Origin of the sequence: Paraburkholderia sp. BL25I1N1, from assembly GCF_003002025.1 — a bacterium.
In the GTDB taxonomy this organism is placed as follows: domain Bacteria; phylum Pseudomonadota; class Gammaproteobacteria; order Burkholderiales; family Burkholderiaceae; genus Paraburkholderia.
In genome coordinates this window covers 11,829-34,393 of the sequence record NZ_PVZB01000009.1, presented here as the reverse complement: position 1 = coordinate 34,393, position 22,565 = coordinate 11,829, and the positions used below count along the sequence as shown (strand labels likewise).

At 63.3% G+C, this 22,565-nt stretch carries 21 protein-coding genes; 7 read left to right on the top strand and 14 right to left on the bottom strand.

Annotation, left to right across the window (positions count from 1 at the left end):
• Positions 1-6: 6 nt before the first annotated feature.
• From glyS to B0G73_RS14860, 5 genes are all read right to left on the bottom strand, one after another.
• Positions 7-2,106, bottom strand: a complete 2,100-nt coding sequence (gene glyS, locus B0G73_RS14880; RefSeq protein ID WP_106281959.1) for a glycine--tRNA ligase subunit beta — start codon at positions 2,104-2,106, stop codon at positions 7-9.
• A gap of 15 nt (positions 2,107-2,121) precedes the next feature.
• Positions 2,122-3,129 carry a glycine--tRNA ligase subunit alpha gene (gene glyQ / locus B0G73_RS14875; RefSeq protein ID WP_106282303.1) on the bottom strand — a complete coding sequence of 336 codons (1,008 nt, stop codon included), beginning with the start codon at positions 3,127-3,129 and terminating at the stop codon, positions 2,122-2,124.
• A 218-nt stretch (positions 3,130-3,347) separates the two neighbouring features.
• Complete coding sequence (locus tag B0G73_RS14870) at positions 3,348-4,958, bottom strand: FMN-binding glutamate synthase family protein (RefSeq protein WP_106281957.1); 1,611 nt, start codon at positions 4,956-4,958, stop codon at positions 3,348-3,350.
• 216 nt (positions 4,959-5,174) lie between these two features.
• Positions 5,175-6,320, bottom strand: a complete 1,146-nt coding sequence (gene mnmA / locus B0G73_RS14865; RefSeq protein ID WP_106281955.1) for a tRNA 2-thiouridine(34) synthase MnmA — start codon at positions 6,318-6,320, stop codon at positions 5,175-5,177.
• 58 nt (positions 6,321-6,378) lie between these two features.
• Positions 6,379-6,858: an NUDIX hydrolase gene (locus B0G73_RS14860; RefSeq protein ID WP_106281953.1), complete on the bottom strand. Its 480-nt coding sequence runs from the start codon at positions 6,856-6,858 to the stop codon at positions 6,379-6,381.
• A 211-nt stretch (positions 6,859-7,069) separates the two neighbouring features.
• Between B0G73_RS14860 and B0G73_RS14855 the strand changes: the two genes are divergently transcribed.
• Genes B0G73_RS14855 through B0G73_RS14845 form a run of 3 tightly spaced genes read left to right on the top strand, consistent with a single transcriptional unit; the run spans position 7,070 to position 10,014 of the window.
• Complete coding sequence (locus B0G73_RS14855) at positions 7,070-8,212, top strand: Re/Si-specific NAD(P)(+) transhydrogenase subunit alpha (RefSeq protein ID WP_106281951.1); 1,143 nt, start codon at positions 7,070-7,072, stop codon at positions 8,210-8,212.
• A gap of 15 nt (positions 8,213-8,227) precedes the next feature.
• Positions 8,228-8,560 carry an NAD(P) transhydrogenase subunit alpha gene (locus tag B0G73_RS14850; RefSeq protein WP_106281949.1) on the top strand — a complete coding sequence of 111 codons (333 nt, stop codon included), beginning with the start codon at positions 8,228-8,230 and terminating at the stop codon, positions 8,558-8,560.
• Complete coding sequence (locus B0G73_RS14845; protein WP_106281948.1) at positions 8,560-10,014, top strand: NAD(P)(+) transhydrogenase (Re/Si-specific) subunit beta; 1,455 nt, start codon at positions 8,560-8,562, stop codon at positions 10,012-10,014. The genes B0G73_RS14850 and B0G73_RS14845 overlap by 1 nt, the downstream gene beginning before the upstream one ends.
• A 114-nt stretch (positions 10,015-10,128) precedes the next feature.
• Here the strand turns inward: B0G73_RS14845 and B0G73_RS14840 are convergent, their stop codons facing one another.
• Together B0G73_RS14840 and B0G73_RS14835 are read right to left on the bottom strand one after the other, a co-directional pair.
• Positions 10,129-10,869 (bottom strand): YafY family protein, encoded by a 741-nt coding sequence (locus tag B0G73_RS14840; RefSeq protein WP_106282302.1) that lies wholly within the window; start codon positions 10,867-10,869, stop codon positions 10,129-10,131.
• A gap of 66 nt (positions 10,870-10,935) precedes the next feature.
• Positions 10,936-11,319 (bottom strand): VOC family protein, encoded by a 384-nt coding sequence (locus tag B0G73_RS14835; RefSeq protein WP_106281946.1) that lies wholly within the window; start codon positions 11,317-11,319, stop codon positions 10,936-10,938.
• A 395-nt stretch (positions 11,320-11,714) separates the two neighbouring features.
• Here B0G73_RS14835 and B0G73_RS14830 point away from each other — a divergent pair, with 395 nt between their 5' ends.
• The 3 genes from B0G73_RS14830 to B0G73_RS14820 all read left to right on the top strand — a co-directional run bounded on the left by B0G73_RS14830 (position 11,715) and on the right by B0G73_RS14820 (position 14,531).
• Positions 11,715-13,133 carry a M23 family metallopeptidase gene (locus B0G73_RS14830; protein WP_106281944.1) on the top strand — a complete coding sequence of 473 codons (1,419 nt, stop codon included), beginning with the start codon at positions 11,715-11,717 and terminating at the stop codon, positions 13,131-13,133.
• Between the two features lie 254 nt (positions 13,134-13,387).
• On the top strand, positions 13,388-14,158 hold the full coding sequence (locus B0G73_RS14825; protein ID WP_146144183.1) for a hypothetical protein: 771 nt from the start codon (positions 13,388-13,390) through the stop codon (positions 14,156-14,158).
• Positions 14,159-14,258: 100 nt separating this feature from the next.
• Positions 14,259-14,531, top strand: a complete 273-nt coding sequence (locus B0G73_RS14820; protein WP_106281940.1) for a ClpX C4-type zinc finger protein — start codon at positions 14,259-14,261, stop codon at positions 14,529-14,531.
• A gap of 92 nt (positions 14,532-14,623) precedes the next feature.
• On the opposite strand, the gene B0G73_RS14815 is transcribed toward B0G73_RS14820, so the two are convergent.
• The 7 genes from B0G73_RS14815 to B0G73_RS14790 all read right to left on the bottom strand — a co-directional run bounded on the left by B0G73_RS14815 (position 14,624) and on the right by B0G73_RS14790 (position 21,586).
• Positions 14,624-15,916, bottom strand: a complete 1,293-nt coding sequence (locus B0G73_RS14815; protein WP_106281938.1) for a class I SAM-dependent RNA methyltransferase — start codon at positions 15,914-15,916, stop codon at positions 14,624-14,626.
• A gap of 149 nt (positions 15,917-16,065) precedes the next feature.
• Positions 16,066-16,209 (bottom strand): hypothetical protein, encoded by a 144-nt coding sequence (locus B0G73_RS40485; protein WP_181196555.1) that lies wholly within the window; start codon positions 16,207-16,209, stop codon positions 16,066-16,068.
• Between the two features lie 115 nt (positions 16,210-16,324).
• Complete coding sequence (locus tag B0G73_RS14810; RefSeq protein ID WP_106281937.1) at positions 16,325-17,242, bottom strand: hypothetical protein; 918 nt, start codon at positions 17,240-17,242, stop codon at positions 16,325-16,327.
• Between the two features lie 497 nt (positions 17,243-17,739).
• On the bottom strand, positions 17,740-18,471 hold the full coding sequence (locus B0G73_RS14805) for a PqiC family protein (protein WP_106281935.1): 732 nt from the start codon (positions 18,469-18,471) through the stop codon (positions 17,740-17,742).
• Positions 18,468-20,126 (bottom strand): intermembrane transport protein PqiB, encoded by a 1,659-nt coding sequence (locus B0G73_RS14800; protein WP_106281933.1) that lies wholly within the window; start codon positions 20,124-20,126, stop codon positions 18,468-18,470. Before B0G73_RS14800 ends, B0G73_RS14805 begins: the two co-directional genes overlap by 4 nt.
• Positions 20,119-20,793 carry a paraquat-inducible protein A gene (locus B0G73_RS14795; protein WP_106281932.1) on the bottom strand — a complete coding sequence of 225 codons (675 nt, stop codon included), beginning with the start codon at positions 20,791-20,793 and terminating at the stop codon, positions 20,119-20,121. The genes B0G73_RS14800 and B0G73_RS14795 overlap by 8 nt, the downstream gene beginning before the upstream one ends.
• A 7-nt stretch (positions 20,794-20,800) precedes the next feature.
• On the bottom strand, positions 20,801-21,586 hold the full coding sequence (locus B0G73_RS14790) for a paraquat-inducible protein A (RefSeq protein WP_106281930.1): 786 nt from the start codon (positions 21,584-21,586) through the stop codon (positions 20,801-20,803).
• A gap of 412 nt (positions 21,587-21,998) precedes the next feature.
• Here B0G73_RS14790 and B0G73_RS14785 point away from each other — a divergent pair, with 412 nt between their 5' ends.
• Positions 21,999-22,559, top strand: a complete 561-nt coding sequence (locus B0G73_RS14785) for a cytochrome b (protein ID WP_106281928.1) — start codon at positions 21,999-22,001, stop codon at positions 22,557-22,559.
• The last annotated feature ends 6 nt before the right edge of the window (positions 22,560-22,565 follow it).

Sequence of the window (22,565 nt, the reverse complement as noted above, 5' to 3'; positions counted from 1 at the left end):
GGGGGCTCAGGCGGCGAGTCGGGAAATGTCGGCGACGCAATTCATCTGCTGATGCAGTGCGCCGAGCAAAGCCAAACGGTTGGCGCGCAACGCCGGATCTTCAGCGTTGACCATCACGTCGTTGAAAAACGTGTCGACCGGTTCGCGCAACGCGGCGAGCGCGGTTAGCGCACCTGTGTAGTCGCGCGCGGCGAGTTGCGATTGCACGCGCGGCGCCACCTGTTCAAGTTGTGCATGAAGGGCTTTTTCCGCCGCTTCGACGAGCAGCGTGACCTGCACGCCGCCGGTCGCCGCGCCTTCCGACTTCTTCAGGATGTTCGAGATGCGCTTGTTGGCCGCCGCGAGCGAGGCCGCTTCCGGCAACGCCGCGAATTCACGCACGGCATCCAGCCGCGCGACGATGTCGTCGAGACGCGTGGGGTTCAGCGCCAGCACCGCGTCGATTTCGCCCGGCGCATAGCCGCGTTCGCGCAGCAGGCCGCGCAGACGGTCCATGCTGAACTCGTAAATGGCTTGCGTCGAATCGGTCACGTTCGGCACTGCGGCGAATTGCGCATAAGCGGTGCGCAGCAGTTCGACGAGATCGACCGGCAGTTGCTTCTCCACCAGAATGCGCAGCACGCCGAGCGCGTGACGGCGCAACGCGAACGGGTCTTTCTCGCCGGTGGGTTGCAGGCCGATGCCCCAGATGCCGACCAGCGTTTCGAGCTTGTCGGCCAGCGCGACGACGGTGCCGGTCGCGGTGGTGGGCAACGCATCGCCTGAGAAACGCGGCTGATAATGTTCCGAGCACGCGAGCGCGACTTCTTCCGGCTCGCCGTCGTGGCGCGCGTAGTACGTGCCCATGGTGCCTTGCAACTCGGGGAATTCGCCCACCATGTCGGTGATCAGGTCGGCCTTGGCCAGACGCGCGGCGCGCTTCGCGAGCGCCACGTCCGCGCCGATCAGTTCGGCAATCGCGCCGGCCAGCGCTTCGACTCGCTCCACGCGTTGCAGCGCCGAGCCCAGCTTGTTGTGATACACGACGTTCGCGAGCAGCGGCACGCGATCCGCGAGCGGCTTCTTCTTGTCCTGCTCGAAGAAGAACTTCGCGTCCGCCAGACGCGGACGCACCACGCGTTCGTTGCCTTCGACGATATCGCCCGGCGTGGACGTTTCGATGTTCGACACGATCAGGAAGCGCGAGCGCAGCTTGCCGTTCGCATCGGTCAGCGCGAAATATTTTTGGTTGGTCTGCATGGTGAGGATCAGGCATTCCTGCGGCACCTGCAGGAATTCGTCCTCGAAACGGCATGCGTACACCACCGGCCATTCGACCAGCGACGTCACTTCGTCCAGCAGCGATTCCGGCATCACCACCTGATCGCCGTCGGCTTGCGCGAGCAGTTGCGTGCGGATGGTTTCCTTGCGGTCGGCGAAATTTGCCACCACGTGGCCTTTGTGCAGCAGCGTTTCGGCGTACGAGTCCGCATGCTGGATCTGCACGAAACCTTCGGACAGGAAACGATGGCCGAGCGTGGTGTCGTCGGCGTCGATGCCGAGCGCGCTCACCGGCACGACCTGTTCGCCATGCAGTGCGGTGAGGCGATGCGCCGGACGCACGAACTGCACGTTGGTGCCGTCCGGGCGCTGATACGTCATGAACTTCGGAATCGGCAGCTTGGTGAGCGTTTCGTCGAGCGCGCTTTGCAGGCCGTCGGCGAGCGTGGCACCGGGTGCGGCATAGCGCAGGAAGAAGGCCTCGGCCTTGCCGTCCTGCGCGCGCTCCAGGTCGCTCACCGAAAAATCGGGGAAGCCGAGCGCGGCGAGTTTCTTGGCGAGCGGCGCGGTGGGCTGGCCGTCTTTATCCAGCGCGACGGAAACCGGCAGCACTTTCTCCCGCACGTGTTTTTCCGGCGCGACCGCGCGCACGTTCTTGATCGTGACAGCGAGGCGGCGCGGCGTGGCATAACGTTCGAACGACAGTTCGCCTTCGACCAGGTCGCGCGCCGCGAGGCGCTGCGCAATGCCTTCCGCGAAGGCGTCGCCGAGACGCGCGAGCGCTTTCGGCGGCAGTTCTTCGGTCAGCAGCTCGACGAGCAGGGTAGCTTGGTGGGGTTGAGTCATTTCTTGATGTTCTCGTCAGTCCGGATCGATCTTGCGTTCGACTTTCAGCGGCGGCGCCCATGCGGGCATCGCGGCGTCCTGTTCGTCGGTCGTGAGGCCGGGCACGCCGTGCACCGGATTGCCGAGCATCGGGAAGCCGAGCTTTTCACGCGAATCGTAGTAGGCCTGCGCGACCAGCTTCGACAGCGCGCGAATGCGGCCGATGTATGCCGCGCGCTCCGTGACCGAAATGGCGCCGCGTGCGTCGAGCAGGTTGAACGTGTGGCCGGCCTTTAGCACGAGCTCATAGGCGGGCAACGCGATCTGCGCTTCGATCATGCGCTTCGCTTCGGCCTCGTAGCTGTTGAAGATCGAAAACAGCAGCTCGACGTTCGCGTATTCGAAGTTATAAGTGGACTGTTCGACTTCGTTCTGGTGGTACACGTCGCCATAAGTCAGGCGACGCAGTTCCGGGCCGTTCGGGCCTTGCTCTTCCCACTCGGTCCAGACGAGGTCATAGACGTTCTCGACCTTCTGCAGATACATGGCGAGACGTTCCAGCCCGTACGTGATTTCGCCGAGCACCGGTTTGCAATCCAGACCGCCCACTTGCTGGAAGTACGTGAACTGGGTCACTTCCATGCCGTTCAGCCACACTTCCCAACCCAGACCCCAGGCGCCGAGCGTGGGATTTTCCCAGTCGTCCTCGACGAAGCGCACATCGTTCTGCTTCAAGTCGAAGCCGAGAGCTTCGAGCGAGCCGAGGTACAGTTCGAGGATATTTTCCGGCGCCGGCTTGAGCACCACCTGGTACTGATAGTAATGCTGCAGACGGTTCGGGTTCTCGCCGTAGCGGCCGTCTTTCGGACGGCGCGACGGTTGCACGTACGCCGCGCGCCACGGCTCCGGGCCGACCGCGCGCAGGAAGGTGTGGACGTGGGACGTGCCCGCGCCGACTTCCATGTCGATCGGCTGGAGCAACGCGCAACCCTGCTTGTCCCAATAGGACTGCATTGTCAGGATGATTTGCTGAAACGTGAGCATGAAGTGCCTTTCGGGCATGAGGCCGCGCCGTGAGCGCCGAAGCGCGCGGGGCTGGCCGTGGAGCGAAGTGCTAAACCGTCGATTTTAACGGAAAGGGAGGGGGGTGTCCGTTTTGCGGGGTCGGACGGGAGTTCAAATGTGCTCTAGACAGCAAAGGGCCGCGCGTGGCGGCCCTTCGTCTTCGATCGTGCGTCTTGCAGGCCATGTCGGCCGCCGGCTCAGGTCGCCGCCAACTCCACCTTCGGCGAGAACGAATCGCTCTGCGCCATCGGCCAGTACTTCTCAAATAACGAGTAGCGATGGTTGCCGTTGAGCAGATCGTTCGGTTCGAGATACTTCAGCAGTTCCGACATCAACCGCACTTCATGCGACGACACGCGCCGCACGATGTGATGCGCGCGCAGTTCCGCCGGATGCTTCAGCCCCGCGGCCTGAATGATCTCCTTCAGCGCGTGCAGCGTGTTGTGATGGAAGTTGAACACGCGGTCGGACTTGTCGAGGACCGCCAGCGCGCGCTGGCGCACGGGGTCCTGCGTCGCGACGCCGGTTGGGCAGCGCCCCGTATGGCAGGTCTGCGCCTGGATGCAGCCCACCGCGAACATGAAGCCGCGTGCAGCATTGACCCAATCCGCGCCGATCGCGAGCGTCCTGGTGATGTCGAACGCGGTGATCATCTTGCCGCTCGCGCCGATACGAATACGTTGCCGCAAGCCGATGCCGACCAGCGTGTTGTGCACCAGCAGCAGGCCCTCTTGCAACGGCACGCCGACGTGATCGGTGAATTCGAGCGGCGCTGCGCCCGTGCCGCCTTCCGCGCCGTCCACGACAATGAAGTCCGGCAGGATGCCCGTCTCCAGCATTGCCTTGGCAATGCCGAAGAACTCCCACGGATGTCCGATACACAGCTTGAAGCCGGTCGGCTTGCCACCCGACAGCGTGCGCAGCCGGTCGACGAATTCGAGCAGGCCGCGCGGCGTCGAGAACTCGGAGTGCGTGGCCGGCGAGATGCAGTCGCGGCCCATCGGCACGCCGCGCGTCTCCGCGATTTCCGGTGTGATCTTGGCGGCCGGCAGCACGCCGCCGTGACCTGGCTTCGCGCCTTGCGAGAGCTTCACCTCGATCATCTTCACTTGCGGCTCGGCGGCCTGCTTCGCGAACTTCTCCGCGCTGAAGCTGCCGTCGTCGTTGCGGCAGCCGAAGTAGCCCGAAGCGATTTCCCAGATGATGTCGCCGCCGTGCTCGCGGTGATACTTTGACATGGAGCCTTCGCCGGTGTCGTGCGCGAAATTGCCTTTCTTCGCGCCGAGGTTCAGCGCCATGATCGCGTTCGCCGACAGCGAGCCGAAGCTCATCGCCGAGACGTTGAAGATCGACATGGAATAAGGCTGCGCGCGATCCGGGCCGACGACGATGCGGAAGTCGTGATTCTCGAGCGTGGTCGGCGCGAGCGAGTGGCTGATCCATTCGTGCGCGGTCGCTTTGACGTCGAGTTCGGTGCCGTACGGGCGGCTGTCGACGTCGTTCTTCGCGCGCTGATAGACGATGCTGCGCTGGGCGCGTGAGAACGGTTTTTCGTCGGTGTCGCCTTCGACGAAATACTGGCGGATTTCCGGGCGGATGAATTCGAACAGGAAGCGGAAGTGGCCCCACAGCGGATAGTTGCGCAGGATCGCGTGGCGCTGCTGCGTCAGGTCGAACAGGCCGAGCGCGACCAGCGCAAGCGGCACGATGATCCAGAACCATGAGATGTGATGCGTGCCGGCCAACGCCGCGCAGACAGCGAACAGCACGGCTGCGCACCACATGGCCAGATAACGTCGAGAAAACATGGGAACTCCAGTGCAGTGAGGATCGTCACGGCGGGATCGCCTGCGCTGCCGGCACAGACGGAATCCGCCGCGAAGGAAAACGAACGACTGCTTGTTATGGCGAAGCTAGCTGCGGCTGGAAGAGCGAGCGCGTGGATGCCACGCGCCGCGCAGGTCGAAACGTGAAGTTGCGACGTGTGGCGCCACGCTGTGTTGCCGCGCGATCGGACGCGAAGCTCAACGGGCGTTCAGCAACGCCGCTTTTTGCGGCTCGCGCGCGACCGGCTGTCCGGTGACCGCATGTTCGATGATGCCGCCGCCGAGGCACACGTCGCCATCGTAGAGCACCGCAGATTGCCCCGGTGTGACAGCCCATTGCGCCGCGTCGAAATTCAGCTCGAAGAGACCTTCGCCGCTGCCCGCGCTGCTAAACGTGCACGGCGCATCCGCTTGCCGGTAACGGGTTTTCGCGGCGCACGCGAAGCCGTCCGCCGGCGGCTCGCCCGCCACCCAGCTCGTGTTGCCCGCGGACAGCGTATGGCTGAGCAGCCACGAGTGATCGTGGCCTTGGGCGACATACAGCGTGTTCGACGGAATGTCCTTGCCGGCCACGAACCACGGCTCGCCGCTGCCGTCCTTGCTGCCGCCGAGGCCGATGCCCTTGCGTTGGCCGAACGTGTAGAACGCGAGGCCGATGTGTTCGCCGACCACTTTGCCGTCGGTGGTTTTCATCGGGCCCGGCTTGGTCGGCAGATAGCGGTTCAGAAAGTCGCGGAATGGCCGTTCGCCGATAAAGCAGATGCCGGTCGAGTCTTTCTTCTTCGCATTGGGCAGCGCGATCTGCTCGGCGATTTCGCGTACTTTGGTTTTCGGAATCTCGCCGAGTGGAAACAGCGTCTTCGACAACTGCGCCTGATTCAACCGATGCAAAAAATACGACTGGTCTTTCGTATGGTCGAACGCCTTCAGCAGTTCGAAGCGGCCGTTGTTCTCGCGCACGCGCGCATAGTGGCCGGTCGCGATGGTCTCCGCGCCGAGCGACATGGCGTGATCGAGGAACGCCTTGAACTTGATTTCGGCGTTGCAGAGCACGTCTGGATTCGGCGTGCGGCCGGCCGAGTATTCGCGCAGGAATTCGGCGAACACGCGGTCCTTGTATTCCGAGGCGAAGTTGACCGCTTCGACGTCGATGCCGATCAGGTCCGCCACCGAAACCACGTCGATCCAGTCCTGCCGCGTCGAGCAGTATTCGCTGTCGTCGTCGTCTTCCCAGTTTTTCATGAACAGGCCGACCACGTCGTAGCCCTGTTCCTTCAGCAGCCATGCGGTAACCGACGAATCGACGCCGCCCGACATGCCTACTACGACTTTCTGCTTGCTCATAAGATGCTCACTGGGTGCTGCGTGACTTCATGGATCGTGGGTTGGCCGCGCGTTGCGGCTATCTTTTCGGCCCGACCGAATGCGTGTGCACGAAGTCGAGCGGGAAACGCCGGCCCGCAAGATAATCTTCGAGACATTGCATGACGAGCGGCGTGCGGTGCCGTTCCGGACAGGCGCGCAATTCGTCGGCGCTCATCCACAACGCGCGGACGATGTCGGGGTCGAGGGCGCGCTGTGGATCAGCTTCACCGCCCGCGCCGCAATACGTGAACCGCAGGTAGGTGACGCCCTCGCTGCCGGGCCGCTCGAAATGGGTCATATACATGCCCACCAGCGCCTCGGGCGCAAACGGGTGCGCGGTTTCCTCGATCGTTTCGCGGATCACCGCTTCAACCAGCGTCTCGCCCGCTTCCAGATGGCCGGCGGGCTGGTTCAGGCGCAGGCCGTCGGCGGTATGTTCCTCCACCACGAGAAAGCGCCCGTCACGCTCGACGATGGCCGCTACGGTGACGTGCGGCAGCCAGGTTTCCGGTTTCATGGGTGCGCATTTTACCGGTTATGGGCCTCGCCTGCCGGGAAGCGGGCGGCGCGCGGTCTGGCCGACCCCGTCCGCCGTGCAACCCCGGATTGTCCCCGATTTCTGCGCACCCCCCTCTTTCGGTTAAAGTGAGGCGTTAGCCGTTGCACCTGCAAGCCGGCGTGCCTCGTCGGCCGATCTGTCGTAAAACAGGAAGTCGAGGAGGAACAAGATGCACATCGGAGTGCCAGCCGAGACGCGCGCGCACGAAACCCGCGTCGCCGCGACGCCCGAAACGGTCAAGAAGTATGTGACCCAGGGCCACCGGGTCACGATCCAGAGCGGCGCCGGCACCGGCGCCAGCTTTCCAGACGATGCCTTTACGGCCGCCGGCGCGGAGATCGTCGACGCGGCGACCGCTTTCGGCGCCGATCTCGTCCTGAAGGTCCAGTCGCCGACCGATGCCGAGTTGCCGCTGCTTAAACGCGGCGCGACGCTGATCGGCATGCTCGATCCGTTTAATACCGAAAACTCATCAAAGCTGGCAGCGGCGGGCGTCACGGCGTTCGCTTTAGAGGCCGCGCCGCGCACCACGCGCGCGCAGAGCCTCGACGTTTTGAGCTCGCAGGCGAATATCGCGGGGTACAAGGCGGTTCTACTGGCCGCCACGCTTTATCCGCGCTTCATGCCGATGCTGATGACCGCCGCCGGCACCGTGAAAGCGGCCCGCGTGCTGATTCTCGGCGCGGGTGTGGCCGGTTTGCAGGCGATTGCGACCGCCAAGCGCCTGGGCGCGGTGATCGAAGCCTCCGATGTGCGTCCCGCGGTAAAAGAGCAGATCGAATCGCTCGGCGCCAAGTTTCTCGACGTGCCCTACGAAACCGACGAGGAGCGCGAAGCCGCGCAAGGCGTCGGCGGCTATGCACGGCCGATGCCGCCTTCCTGGCTCGCGCGTCAGTCCGCGCTGGTCCACGAGCGCGCCAAACAGGCCGACGTGGTGATTTCCACCGCCCTGATCCCGGGCCGCGCGGCACCGACGCTGATCTCGGTCGACACCGTGCAGGCGATGAAACCCGGTTCCGTGCTGGTCGACCTTGCCGCAGGACGTGGCGCCGAATACGAAGGCCAGCGCGGCGGCAACTGTCCGCTCACCGAAACGGACAAGGTCGTCATCAAGCACGGCGTGACCATTGTCGGTTATACGAATCTGGCCTCAATGGTGCCTGCCGACGCGTCGTCGCTCTACGCACGAAACCTGCTCGACTTCCTCAAGCTGATCATCACGAAGGAAGGCGCCCTGAACATCGATCTCGCGGACGATATCGTCGCGGCCACGTTGCTGGCCCGTGACGGCGAAGTCACGCGCAAGGCCTAAGAGGAGAGTGCGGACATGGAAGTCATCAACCACACCGTCATCAACCTGATCATCTTCGTGCTGGCGATTTATGTCGGCTACCACGTGGTCTGGAACGTCACGCCCGCGCTGCACACGCCGCTGATGGCCGTGACCAATGCGATCTCGGCGATCGTGATCGTCGGCGCGATGCTCGCCGCGGGTCTCACTTTGGGCACGCCCGGCAAGTTCTTCGGCACGCTCGCGGTCGCGCTCGCGGCAGTGAACGTGTTCGGCGGCTTTCTCGTCACCCGGCGAATGCTGGAGATGTTCCGCAAGAAAGAGCCGAAGAAGCTGATCGCAGACAAATCGGCCAAGGAGAACGCGTAATGAGTCTGAACGTCGTCACGCTGCTTTATCTGATCGCGTCGGTCTGTTTCATTCAGGCGCTCAAGGGGCTGTCCAATCCGAAGACGGCGCGCATCGGCAATACCTTCGGCATGGCGGGGATGGCGATCGCGATCCTCACAACCATCGCGCTGATCGTCAGGCAGGCTAACGGGCTCGGTTCGAATCTCGGGTTGGGGCTGGGTCTGTTGCTGGCTGCGCTGGTGGTCGGCGGTGCGGTCGGCGCGTTCGTCGCCGCTCGCGTCGAGATGACCAAGATGCCGGAACTGGTCGCGGCCATGCACTCGCTGATCGGTCTTGCCGCTGTGTGCATTGCGTATGCGGTGGTGTCTGAGCCGGCCGCGTTCGGTCTTGTTGATCCGGAGAACACCGCGCCGGGCTTTCTGCCTTACGGCAATCGCGTCGAGCTGTTCATCGGCACGTTCGTCGGCGCGATCACGTTCTCGGGTTCAGTGATCGCGTTCGGCAAGCTGTCGGGCAAGTACAAGTTCCGGCTGTTTCAGGGCGCGCCGGTCGTGTACGCGGGACAGCATCTGATCAACCTGCTGCTTGCGCTCGCGATGCTCGGCTTCGGCGTGATCTTCTTCCTCACGCAATCGTGGCTGCCGTTCATCATCATGACGCTGATCGCGTTCGTGCTCGGCGTGCTGATCATCATTCCGATCGGCGGGGCGGATATGCCGGTGGTGGTGTCGATGCTGAACTCGTACTCGGGCTGGGCGGCGGCGGGCATCGGCTTCTCGCTGAACAATCCGATGCTGATCATCGCGGGCTCGCTGGTGGGGTCGTCGGGTGCGATTCTGTCGTACATCATGTGCCGTGCGATGAACCGTTCGTTCTTCAACGTGATTCTCGGTGGCTTCGGCAATGAGCCGGGCGCGGCTGCGGCGGGCGGGTCGGCGGAGCAGCGTCCGGTGAAATCCGGCTCCGCGGACGATGCGTCGTTCATGCTAGGCAATGCTGAAACCGTGGTGATCGTGCCGGGTTATGGTCTGGCAGTCGCGCGCGCGCAGCATGCGTTGAAGGAGCTGACCGACAAGCTGGTGGAGAAGGGCATCGAGGTGAAGTACGCGATTCACCCTGTTGCCGGACGGATGCCGGGTCACATGAACGTGCTGCTCGCCGAAGCCGAAGTGCCGTACGACATGGTCTACGAAATGGACGACATCAACGGCGAGTTTGGTCAGGTCGACGTAGTGCTGGTGCTCGGCGCGAACGACGTGGTGAACCCGGCGGCGAAGACCGATCCGAAGTCGGCGATTGCGGGTATGCCGATCATCGAGGCGTACAAGGCGCGCACGGTGATCGTCAACAAGCGTTCGATGGCCGCGGGTTACGCCGGGCTCGACAACGACCTGTTCTACATGGACAAGACGATGATGGTGTTCGGCGATGCGAAGAAGGTGATCGAAGATATGGTGAAAGCGGTGGAATAACCGCATGCTCAAAGTTCGCGGCCCGCCTTGCAAGCGGCCGCGAACCGCTGGCTTGTCTGCTGGAATCCTCTCGCTCAAAGGCGGTTTGGTCTCCACCGGTTCGATACAGCGGCGCTATCGCGGCTTCGCATTCACATGCCGCAGCAGGTCTGCAAGCCGCCTTCCTTCCTGATCCGGATATTGTTCGAGCACCTGAAGATTCTGAATCTTCTCCAGGCCGAAATTGCGGAAATCGCCGCGCAATTCACACCACGCTCCAAGCGTCCAGCGCGCGCCCCAATAGGCGAGGGCGAGCGGCCAGACGCGGCGCTCGGTCGCCGCGCCGTTCATATCGACGTAGGCAAAGCTCACCACATGCCGCGTGTCGATCGCGCGATGCAGCGCGTCGAGCTGCGCGGAAAAATCCCCTTTGATGTGAAACGACGGCGCGAAGACGGCGAGCCTTTCCAATGCCGCACGCTTGTCGGCGGGCATGGCCGAGGCGATCTTGGCGAGCGCCCCGCGCGCGCCGCCCGCAAAGCCGGCGCCGCCCCACGATTCGAGCATGCGCGCGCCCGCGGCGAGCGCGGCCAGTTCGTCGGCGGTGAAGGTGAGCGGCGGCAGGCTTGCCGTGCGGCTCAGCCGGTAGCCGATGCCGGCCTCGCCTTCGATCGGCACCCCTGACAGTTGCAGGTCGCGCACGTCGCGATAGACCGTGCGCAGCGAGATGTGCAGCCAGTCGGCAAGTTGTTGCGCGGTGGTCAGCCGCCGTCCGCGCAGCAGTTCGGCGATCTGGAACAGGCGGTCGGCGCGGCGCGTCATCGTGGGCGTCTTGTAGAAGAGGACGGGGACAGTTCCGCGATGATAGCGCCGCATGCCGCGCTCCGGTCGGCGTTCGCGCGCGGCGCTCACCGGCCGCCGCGAGCGAGCGTTGTGTTGCGTTTAACCGTTGGTCCGCGAATGCAGGCCGAGGCGGTTGCCTTCCGTATCGGTGAAGAACGCGATGAAGCCGATGTCTTGCGGCAGCTTGATCACCGGGCCGTCGGTCTTGCCGCCGGCTTGCTCGACGCGCGCGAGAGCGGCGTCGACGGTCGGCTGCGCGTTCAGATAGACGAGCACGCCGTCGCTGGCGGGCGTCATCGACGGACTATGGACGATCGCGCCGCCGGTGGCCGGTTCCTCGTAGCCGAACACGGCGATCGGCTGGCCGCCAATTTCCTGCACATTCAGTTTGACGTCGAGCGCCGCTTCATAGAAACGGACGGCGCGATCGAAATCGACGGACGGAATCTCGAACCATGCAACAACTTTGGATGATGCGGACATGTCACTCTCCTGTGGATGGCGGTAAGCCGTGCAAAGCGCCGGATGGCGTGAGAAGGAGTGTGCGGGGGTGCTACTGACAGCGTGGTGTCAGTAGGAGATGGCAGGAGCGATGAACGCGGCGGTGACTAGTCCGATGGAGAAACGGCTTTCTCCCCAGTAGCGCACGCCACATCAGCAAAGCGCGGTTGTTCGTCGCGCTGCCCGCTTTTAGGACGAATGCCATGTTTTTTGTAAAAGCCTACCGGTAACCTGACTGCTTCTGTTGTCGGGCTGTGCTCTCCGATGCCGCAACCTTCCCTGGTTGCAAGCTCATCTGTTCCGCACCATTTCCAGGTGTCAACGCACCTTCGTTCAAGCCCGCGGCGTTCTGTTTTCAACCGCGAGATTCCTACGTGATGTGGTTTTTTCTACGTAACATCCTCGCGCGCGAGCAGGTCAACTCCATTGACATGAGCCATGCGGCTCACGTCAAACGCAAATTCCCGCTGGGTGCATCCGCGAGTGCTGTCTTGCTCGGCGGCACCATGGTCGTGTTGGGCGCGCCTGTCGCGTCGGGTGCTGCGGCGAAGACGCTCCGCCAGGCCGCATCGGCCGGTACGGAAGGTTTTGCAGTGGAGCGGGACATGCCGGGCGCGCATCCGTTTTTGTCGAACCGCACTGCGGTCCCGGCGCCGCTTGCCGGCGCTCGGGTTCAATCCGGTGGCACTCAAACACGGCCTCTCATGGAAGCCGATTTGCATGCAAAGCCAGCCTTCGTGTTATCGCCAGGCGAGTCCGTTCTCGTATCGATTTGCCGCGCGAAACCGGGCATGTGCGATCCGCATGTGGCTGGTGCGGCAACGGCCACGGCAGTCATACATGGATGGGCAGGGCGGGTTGTAGTGCAGCCGACGAGGCCGGGCGCTCAGAGCGTTGCCGACGTCAGCGGCGGCACGCTTTCCGCAGCAAGCTCGCTCGTGATGCCGGCTGATGTCGGCACCTACACCGGCCAGATCAAGGGCAGTTTGCACGATACGTGGATGGCAGCCGGACTGCCTCCGGATCTGGTCGCGCAACTGCGGCGGATCTTTGCGGGACGCCTCGACGAGTCGACTCGCGCTCAGCCGGGTGACGGCTATCGCATCGTCTATGGACCTACGGGCAGCGCCGGAACCGCCTCACAACGCAAGCGTGTGAGTGCCGTCGAAATCACCTTGACAGGACACACGTACAGCGCGGTCTGGTTTGTCGCGCCAGGGCACACGGATGGCGATTATTTTTCGTTCGATGGCGCGCGCCTCGCGGCGCAGCCCTTCACGATGCCGCTGAACTATGTCCGCGTCAGTTCGCCTTTCGGTTATCGCATTCACCCGGTGACGGGCGAGCATTTGTTCCACACCGGCGTGGACTTGACTGCGCACGTGGGTACGCCGGTCGTTGCCGCATGTGCGGGGACGGTGCAATTCATCGGCGCCGATGGCAGCGGCTACGGCAAGCACGTTGTGTTGCGCCACGCACAGGGTTATACGACGTACTATGCGCATCTTTCAGCCTTCTCCAGTGGTTTGCGAGTTGGCTCGCACGTGAGTGAAGGGCAGCAACTGGGTGCGGTGGGGCAGACCGGCGTGACGACCGGTCCACATCTGCATTTCGAGGTGCGGCTGAACAACGAGCCGACCGATCCACTCAAGTTGACGAGCCGTTTCAGTGCGGCTCCGTTAGCGGCTCGTGATCGCGCGGCTTTCGATCGTGTTGCAGGCATTGCGCGAGAGCAGTTGGCGTCGCTGCCTGCTGCCACACGTAGTGCATCGATCGCGCCGCCTGCGCGCGGATAATGCAGAAGTGCTGATCATCCGCAGTGCCTCGCAGTGGAGATGCGTTTGCGCGCAGCGACTCGCCGCTGCGTGTTCGACGCTGCCTGCTTAAAAAACGCCCGCCTACGGCGGGCGCAATTCGTTCACGACCAATGACCAATGGACGACGGCGCTCGGGGAAGCACCTGATCGCGTTACGAGGAGCACGGTTTTCGGCTCATCCAAATTCAGAGTACTCACTGACGGATCGGAAAGCAATCAAGTGCGCAAACAGTTTGCAGACCGATCTTTGGACATTTCTTTACCGCGATTTTCATTCAGCCGCTAATCGCGTTCACCGTACATGTGGGCTCTTCGCTATCGCACAGTCCATTCAATTTACAATCACTTCTTTTCTGCATACGATAATTACGGTAGCTTCCTATTTGCGGATTGTTTCAAACGCGAAACAACGTGAGGTGCCGAAAATGATGAATACCCCAGCGCACGTCTTTAGATCGATTCTCACGAGCGGCGCGCAATTCGAGGAGTACGTCGACCGGATCGGACGTCCGCGATTCGCCATCAGCATTGACGGAGACGAAACCGCGGCATCCCTCGCGCAGTCGAACGAATGGTTGTTCGCCGACGATATCGATTGCCTCATGCACGCGTTCCTCGACAGCGATAAAGGCGCACAGCGGGTACTTCTCGAAACGATGTTCAATAACGCCTGGCGATACGGCTTCGTCGCCCTATGCGCGAATCGTTACGACAGTTTCATTGAAGAATGGAAGGCGGACGACGACAAGAACGCTCGCCCCGATCACTACCGCGCACAGAAATATTTCGGCGTAATCGTCGACGCTGGAGAGATCGGCTTTAGCAACGCGCCATTGCAGTACTGGGTGTTCATCGGCAGTACGAGTGGTTGTATCACCGCTGAACAGCTTCACGGCACAGGCCTGACCTACGAGGGATTGATTGGTCAGCTCTGCGTGATCAACGGGCTCTGCGAAGTCGAACGAATTGGCAATCATCGGATCGCGGAGCGCAGCGCCGCGTAGTCCTTCAGCGTCGAGCGCGCGAGTGCGATTTCACGTCTCGCGGAACCCGCACTGCAGGCTCGCGTGGCGGTGGAGTGCACCTCTTATACGGTGAACGAATATGAAAACCTGCGACGGGAAGTGGGTGTGCAACTTTTGCGGATCGGATGAGTGCGAAGCCATGACGATCATCATCGGACCGAAAAATGTGGCGATCTGCGGAGCATGCATCGAAATCTGCATGAACGCCATGGGCGCACGGCAACGTCACAGTGCCGCCGCCGTCGCGTCGGTTGCCGCCGTGCTCGCCATTGCGACTGCGCGTGCTACGAAGGAACTCGCGTCAAGAGCCGAGCAACGCGCCAAATCTGCTCGACGACACGGAAAATCATGACGCGGAGTCGGCACGATCGCGCGGCGATCGGTGCTCGACCACGACCCCGCGTCCACCACGTTCCAGGTTTTACGATGAGCGAGTGACCGGCCTTAAGCCGCAGGCGTATCGCTCTGCGGCCGCTGCCGCACACTGCCAGCGATCAGATCGAAGCGGAACAGCCGGCATTCGAGCGCGCCGTTAAAGAGCGGCGTCTTGGTCGACTCACGCAGACGCAACTGACCCGGCAGCTTGCGATCCGACGTCAGGATGAACGCGTGCCAGCCGGTGAAACGCTGCTTGAGCGCATCGCCGAGCGACTGGAAAAATTCGCTGTCCGGCGCTTCTTCCTGAACGCGGCGAAAGCCCTCGTCTTCGCGGTTCTCACGATTGCCACGGCCTTCGCGAAGCTCGCCGCGAGCATTGCGCCCGCGAACTTCGATCCGTTCGCCATACGGCGGATTGGCGACGAGAATACCCGCATCGGAGGTCGGCGGCGTCATGCCGCGCGCGTCGACCTGTTTGAGCGGAATGTTCGGCAAGCCGGCGCGCTGGAAGTTGGCGCGCGCCTTGTCGAGCATGTCGCCGGAAATATCGCTGCCGAAGATTTGCAGATCGGCGCGCGAACTGCGCGCGGCGTGCTTGGCGTCGAGCGCGGCGGCCTTCAGCGTTTGCCAGGTTCTGGCTTCGAACTGCTTGAGCTTTTCGAAGCCGAAGCGGCGTTCCGCGCCCGGCGCGATATTCAACGCCACTTGCGCCGCTTCCGCGAGGAAGGTGCCGCTGCCGCACATCGGGTCGTACAGCGGCGTGCCCGCGGTCCAGCCGGTCAGACGCAGAATGCCCGCGGCCAGATTCTCGCGCAGCGGCGCCGCGCCCTTGTCGAGCCGCCAGCCGCGCTTGAACAGCGGATCACCCGAAGTGTCGAGGTACAGCGTGCAATCGGTGGCCGTAAGAAAGGCGAACACGCGCACGTCGGGCATGGCGGTGTCGATGTTCGGACGCGCCCCGCTCACTTCGCGCAGACGATCGCAGATCGCATCCTTGACGCGCAGCGTCGTGAATTCGAGGCTGCGCAGCGGCGATTTGATCGCGGTGACGTCCACGCGCAGCGTTTCATTCGCCGAGAACCATTGTTCCCAACGCTGCTCGACCGCAAGCGCATACACGTCCTGCTCACTGCGATACGGGCGGTGCGCGATCTTCAGCAGCACGCGGCTCGCGAGGCGCGAATACAGGTTGGCGGCCATGCCGGCAGCCCAGCCTCCGCGGAAATGCACGCCGCCCGGCACTTGTGTGCCGGCCGTGAACGGCGCGCCGTTCAGGTGTTTCGCAGCTATTTCGGCGAGTTCGGCCGCGAGCGAGGCTTCAAGCCCGCGTGGGCAAGGAAGGAAGAAATCGAAGGACATTGAGGTTGCCGGAAGGCGTTGGATAAGGCGCTATTGTACGCGGTCGGGGTGGGCCGCCATGCGCGATGTCCTGGGTGGCATGCGGCGGCGCGTCGGTCGCCGCGCATAAAGCAGAGCGCGAAGGTCAGGGGTATCGCAGCGGGCGCCCGTCATGCGCCAAAATCCACCGCCGGAGAGCAGCGGCTGTTCAGGGGGAACAGGGCGACGTTGTAGAACACGGTCGGCGCGCCATAGGCAGCCGACCCGAGCGGCGTCAGACGATAGCGGCCGATCTGCAGGGTATCCCGCGCCAAGGTCTGATTTGTTGACGATGACGAAAGCCATCGTGTCGCGGGCGCCTAACCAATTGAGTTTTGCCGGGCTGCCGCGGTTGTCTGGCTATCGCGTGTCGGCAAACGTGAGCATCGATCATGGTCGGCTCGCTAACGACGATGGCCGCGCCTTTACTAAAACCAGATGCCGGTTCACGGCGCGGTCGCGCCGCGTGCCGTTTCGCCTTCCTTCGTGTTGGAGCGTCGGTTCATCGCTCTCCATCCGCAACGAGTCGTTGCCGGACACGGACTTGATCTGGTTCGTCGCGGCAATGCCCCTTCTGCGGAAGGGCCGGTCTGCGCACTCCGGGTTTGCGGGCACAGACACGCGCGCCGCGCGGGCTTGGTTCATGAGCAGACACAGCGCCTCGGCCGGTGTCGCATTCGTCGCCGGCATTTCAATCTCCGGCAGTTGCGCGAGCCGCCGCCACGCGGACGGAAACGCACGGCTGAACAGGAAACACAATGCCCGGGTGTTGAGCGGGTGATGACGGCCGCGCTCCCATTCCCTGCGCAACAGCACGATCGCGCTGGTGCGCAGGGCAGTATGCGACGCGCGTTTCTTCAGTAATTCACGCCGGACCGCGAGATCTTCCGCACACAGAACCGCTACGCCGACGACGTCGGCATTCAGGCTTGCCCGTTCGGCTACCGTTCCGCAGCGCATGTTGAGCAGCGTATGGCCGCCGCGCGTCAGACGGATGGTCTCGAAGCGCACGTTGTCATCCAGTTGTGCCTTGAAGGGAAGGCCGGCGCATTCCGCCTGAGCATCGCACTCGCGAAGGATCACGGCGCGCACCGCGCACGCGGCGTTACTCTCCAGCAGCGCGAGATGCTGCGACAAAGCCGGGTGCATGCTTCGCAGCCACGCTACATGCTCGATCACGCCGAAGCCGGGCGTGCGGAGCAGACCACTGACAAAGAAGAATCGCAAGGCACCTCGACTGTCTGAAAAGGCCAGACCGTAGACGACGATGCGAGGCATCGGCGGCAGAGCATGTGCGCGGTGACGCATGGTCGTCTCCAGAGAAGCGGTTTTAAACGTCTGAATATTCTCAGATTAGGCTAAGACCCAAAACGTGGCCATTCAATCGGTAAAAAGTGCGCTTCAGAAATGTAATAAAAGTAATTGATACCTAGGCGACGGCATGGATGATCGAACTGCACTCAACGAGTGCTTATAGATGAGCAGAATTGACGCACTTTTTGCGGCGAGCAATGTTGCAGCGGACCGATTCGGAAAATGTGACTTGAGGCATGCGTCACCGGTGGCGGCGTCGTATAGCCGCTGCGTAGACGGGATAGGAACCAACTCGCATAGGCGGTCGTCGACGCGCGCGCGGCCACCGGACGCGGCGTTGCTGGCGGGTAAAAGCTGGAGAAGGAGAGCTACATTCGCGACGGGCGCGCAAGCCCGCAAGAGGCGCGCCGTCTACAAACCTGCGAAAGCCCGTGATCGCGCCTCGCGCGCCACGGGCAAACAGGCGACGGCGTTGCGCCGTGCCCGATCGATCAAGCGCCGGTCGCCGCGCTGCCAGCGCTCGGCGGACACGGCGGCGCGGACGCAACCGCGCTCTTCGTCGTCGCATTCCCTCGGGCCTGCGCAGCCGACGCCGCCATGGCCCGCACCGCCGAAGCCACTTGCGTGGAGATCTCCTGCAACGCCTTCCGGTGCCCGTCCACCAGCGCGTCATATCCGCCGCTGACCGGCTCGCTCACCACGCTGCGGCAAGTCATCACCGTCGTGCTCCGCACGGCCCGCACGCTCCACACCGCATCGATCAACGCATGCGAACCGGGCCATGACTCGAAGCGCTGCACATTCATGCTGACGCGATACACCGGCGTCGAATCCGGATACGCCGTGCCGTACACGTCGATGGTGCCCAATTGCTCCGTCAGATTCGTCGACAGCGCGCGACGGATTTCGTCGCCGGGCAAGGAAGCCCAGCGGTCCTGCTCGAGCACCTGAACCTGCGTCGGCCCCGTTTGCACGACGAGTTGATTCTTGGTCACCTGCGGCGGCACGTCGATCGGCGCGACTTCGATCAGCCATGCCGGCGCCGCGGTGGTCTGCGCGCTGACCGGCGCAGCCGATCCGGCGGCACTGTCGGCACCGAGCGTATAGAAGCGGCTTGCCGGCGACGAGCACGCGGCGAGCGCTGCCATACCGGCCAGCGCGCCTGCAATGACAGCGCCGCGCACGAGCCCGCGCGGCGGGCGGGGGAGCCGGGCAAACATCATGGTTTATCTCCTGTTTTACCGCGCAACAGCGATTCGGGATGACGCTCCAGATAATCCGACAGCGCATTCAGCGACTGCAACGTGCGCGTCAATTCCTGCAACGCCTGATGAACATCGGACTGCAACGGCGAGTCCTGCTGCAACGTCGCTTCGGCCGAACCGAAGGTTTGCTTGGCCGCCGCGAGCGTGTCGCGAGCCTGCGGCACGACTTCCTTGTCGAGTCGCGTGAAGAGTTGATCGGCGTTCTTCAGCGCGCTGTTCAGGTTGTTGCCGATCTGATCGAACGGCACCGCGTCGAGCTTCTTCGCAATGTCGGCGACCTGGAGTTGCAACTCGTCGAGCGTGTTCGGAATCGTCGGCAGTTCGAGCGGATCCTTTGTTACGTCGACGGTTGCCGGCGGCGCCTTCGGGAAGATATCCACCGCCACGTACAACTGGCTCGTAATCAGGTTGCCCGTGCGCAACTGGCCGCGCAGACCATGTTTGACAAGCGCTTGCAGCATGGTTTGCCCCGCCATGCTGCCCGGTGCCGGCGCCGTTTCGCGGAAGCGCTTGCCGAGACGGTCGGGGTACAGGTTCATCGTCACCGGCATGGTGAAGCTGCGCGTCTTCGGATCGTAGTCGATGCCGATATTGGTCACCTGGCCCAGCACGATGCCGCGGAAATCGACCGGTGCGCCGATCGACAAGCCGCGCAGCGACTGGTTGAAGTTCATCACCACACGCAACGGCACGCCGTCCGGATCGCGCATCGCATCCGCTTCGTCCGAGCCGAGGCGGAACGTCATATTGTTCGGCGCCTGCGCGCCCACGCCCTGACCCGGCGGCGACTGGAACGACAAGCCGCCCACGATCACCGTGGCAAGCGATTGCGTATTCAGCTTGAAGCCGCTGGAATCGAGCCGCAGATCGACGCCGCTCGCATGCCACCAGCGCGAATTGGTGCCGACATACTGGTCGAACGGCGCGGACACGAAGACCTGCATGGTCACGCCGGTGCCGTCCTTGTCGAGCGAGAAGCCGACCACCTGGCCGACCTGGACGCGCCGGTAAAAGATCGGCGAGCCGATGTCGATCGAGCCGAGCGAGTCGCCGTGCAGCACGAACTGGTGGCCCTTCTGACCGCCGGTAATGGGCGGCGGCGTTTCCAGGCCGACAAAATTCTTCTCACTATCCGGCGAGTGCCCGGCGTCTGCCCCAATGTACGCGCCCGAGAGCAGCGTGGTGAGGCCCGACACGCCGCTCGCGCCTACACGCGGCCGCACCACCCAGAAACGCGAGTCCTTGACTGCGAAGTCTTCGCCTTCCTTGGTCAGCTGCACCTGCACGAGCACGTGGGACAGATCTTTCGACAGCGTGATGGTCTTCACCGAGCCGACGTCGACATCCTTGTACTTCACCTTGGTCTTGCCGGGTTCGAGACCTTCGGCGCTCACGAAGCTGATCGTGATGGTCGGACCTTTCTCGGTCACCGACTTGATCACGAGCGCGATGCCGATCAGCGCGGCGATCAGCGGAATCACCCAGACGAGCGAAGGCAGCCAGCGGCTGCGCGGCTCAATTTCAGGGTCCGGGAGTTGGGGCGGCAGCTTCGGTCCGTTCGAATCGTTGCGCGGCGCATCGGAGGCGGGCGTCGGTTCTTGCGGGCTAGTCATGTTTGAGGTCCTGAGGTTTTTGGGTACTGCCCTTCGCGCTGCCTTCCACGCTGCCTTCCACGCTATCCCAGATGAGCCGTGGATCGAATTGCATGGAGGCCATCATGGTCAGAATCACGACCGAGCCGAAGGCGATCGCGCCGGGGCCGGCCGTGATGACGGCAAGCGATTTGAAGCGCACCAGCGCGACAGTCAGTGTGACGACGAACACGTCGAGCATCGACCAGCGCCCGATCCGTTCGACCATCCGGTATAGCGTGGTGCGCTGCTCGGGCCGCCAGCGCGACCGACGCTGCGCTGTGACGGTCAACAGCACGAGCACGCTCAGCTTGAGCATCGGCACCATGATGCTGGCGATGAACACGATCACCGCGAGCGGCCAGTCGCCCGAGGTCCAGAAATAGACGACGCCGCTCATGATGGTGTCGTCTTCGGAACCGAGCAGCGACGAGGTGTGCATCACCGGCAGCAGATTCGCGGGAATATACAGGAGTGCCGCGGCGATCAGCAGCGCCCACGTGCGCATCAGGCTGTCAGGGTTGCGCGAGTGCAGGCGCGAGCCGCACCGTGCGCAGTGCTGCGGCGTGACGGAGCGGATGCGCGGTTCGACGCGTCCGCATGCGTGGCAACTAAGCAGACCGGCGCGTCTTGCGGTGACGTATTTCATCGCGCGCTCATCCTCGGCGTGGCGTCGGCGGCACCGGCGGCGCGCCCGGCGGCAAGCCGGACGGTGCAGTGTGCAGATCGGGCGTCGCGGCGGTGTGCACTTCGGCCGGCGCGGGCGGGCCGGCGATCGAACTGACGGCGGCCGCCGCGCTATCGGCTGAGGTGCGGGGCAGTGGGCGCTGGCTGCGGCCGCCGAGTTCGTCGGCGAGGTCCCACAGAATGCGCGGATCGAATGTGACCACCACCGCGAACATCAGCGTGAGCACGCCGAACGCGAACAGCGCCGCTTCGGGAATCACGCGCGCGAGACTGACCATCTTCACGATCGTGATCAGAACGCCGAGCATGAACACTTCGATCATGCCCCACGGGCGCACGAACTGAATGGCGCGCAGCACCTGATTGAAGGCGGGCGGCACATAACCCGCGCGCAGCGGGATCAGCACATAGAGCAGTGCAAGGAGTTCAGTCAGCGGAAACAGAATGGTCGAGCAGAACACCATGACCGCGACGATCTGCATGTCTTCGCCCCACAGCGCGACGAGCGCGCCGAACAACGTGGTCTGCGAGGTGATGCCACTGGTTTCGAGTTCGACGATCGGGAAGCCCTGCGCGATCAGGAAAGTGATCAGCGCGCCCAGCGTCATTGCGCTGATGGCGTCGAGCTTGCGGGCCACGCCGCTGTAGAGCGTCGCCCCGCAACGCGGACAGCGCGCGACCGTGCGCCCGACAAGCCGAGGCTTGCGGAACAGCGTATCGCATTCATGGCACGCAATCAGGTTGTCATGGTCCATAGAGCAAGGGGCCGACGGTGTGAGGGGAGGCGTGCAATGCCCGTTCTATGGCAGGTCTGATAAAAAGGTGGAGCAATAGTACCAAAACGCGCCCGGACGTCGCACGGACCGTCGCATGGGCTGCGGGCGGGGCGGCCTGTTCAGCTGACAGTTGATCCTACATGCAATCGGTATAACTCTGACAGCCTCCGTCCCCAATTGTTCAATGCCGGCGACGTGGGCGAACAAACTGCCGATGCGCGGCGCGTCAGCGGCCCGCAGCCAGTTTTTTCCGGTTGGGGTAGCATGGCCGCCTTGGCGCGTGCCACAGCTGGCACCGGTCCCGTAATACGCGTCGATGCCATGTGCATCGAAGGCTGGAATAGCAGCGCGGGCTGCGCCGTTAACCTCTCTTAGCTTGCGTTGACCTGTCATGGCACTCAATCCTTCGTTCGCCAGCCGCGAGTCGTACACGCGGACTGCCATCGCCCTGCATTGGCTGATCGCGCTGCTGATCGTGTGCGGCTTCGCGCTCGGCTGGGTGATGACCGATATTCCCGGCTTCACGCCCACGAAGCTGAAGTACTTCTCGTGGCACAAATGGATCGGCGTGACGGTGTTCGCGCTCGCCGTCCTGCGCATTCTGTGGCGCGCCACGCATGCGGCTCCCGTGATGCCGCGCCGCATGCCGGTCTGGCAGCGCGGCGCGGCGCATCTCGTGCACCTGCTGCTGTACCTGCTGATGATCGCGATTCCCGCCTCGGGCTATCTGTACAGCTCAGCGGCCAACATCCCGGTGGTGTACCTCGGGCTGATTCCGCTGCCGCGCCTGATCGCGCCGGATCCGCATCTCAAGGAACTGCTGAAGAACGTGCATATCACGTTGAATTACACCTTGCTCGTGCTGGTCGCCCTGCACGTTGTGGCCGCGCTCAAGCATCAATGGCTGGACCGCGACGGCCTGCTCTCACGCATGCTCCCTTTCCTCAAATAAGGACAA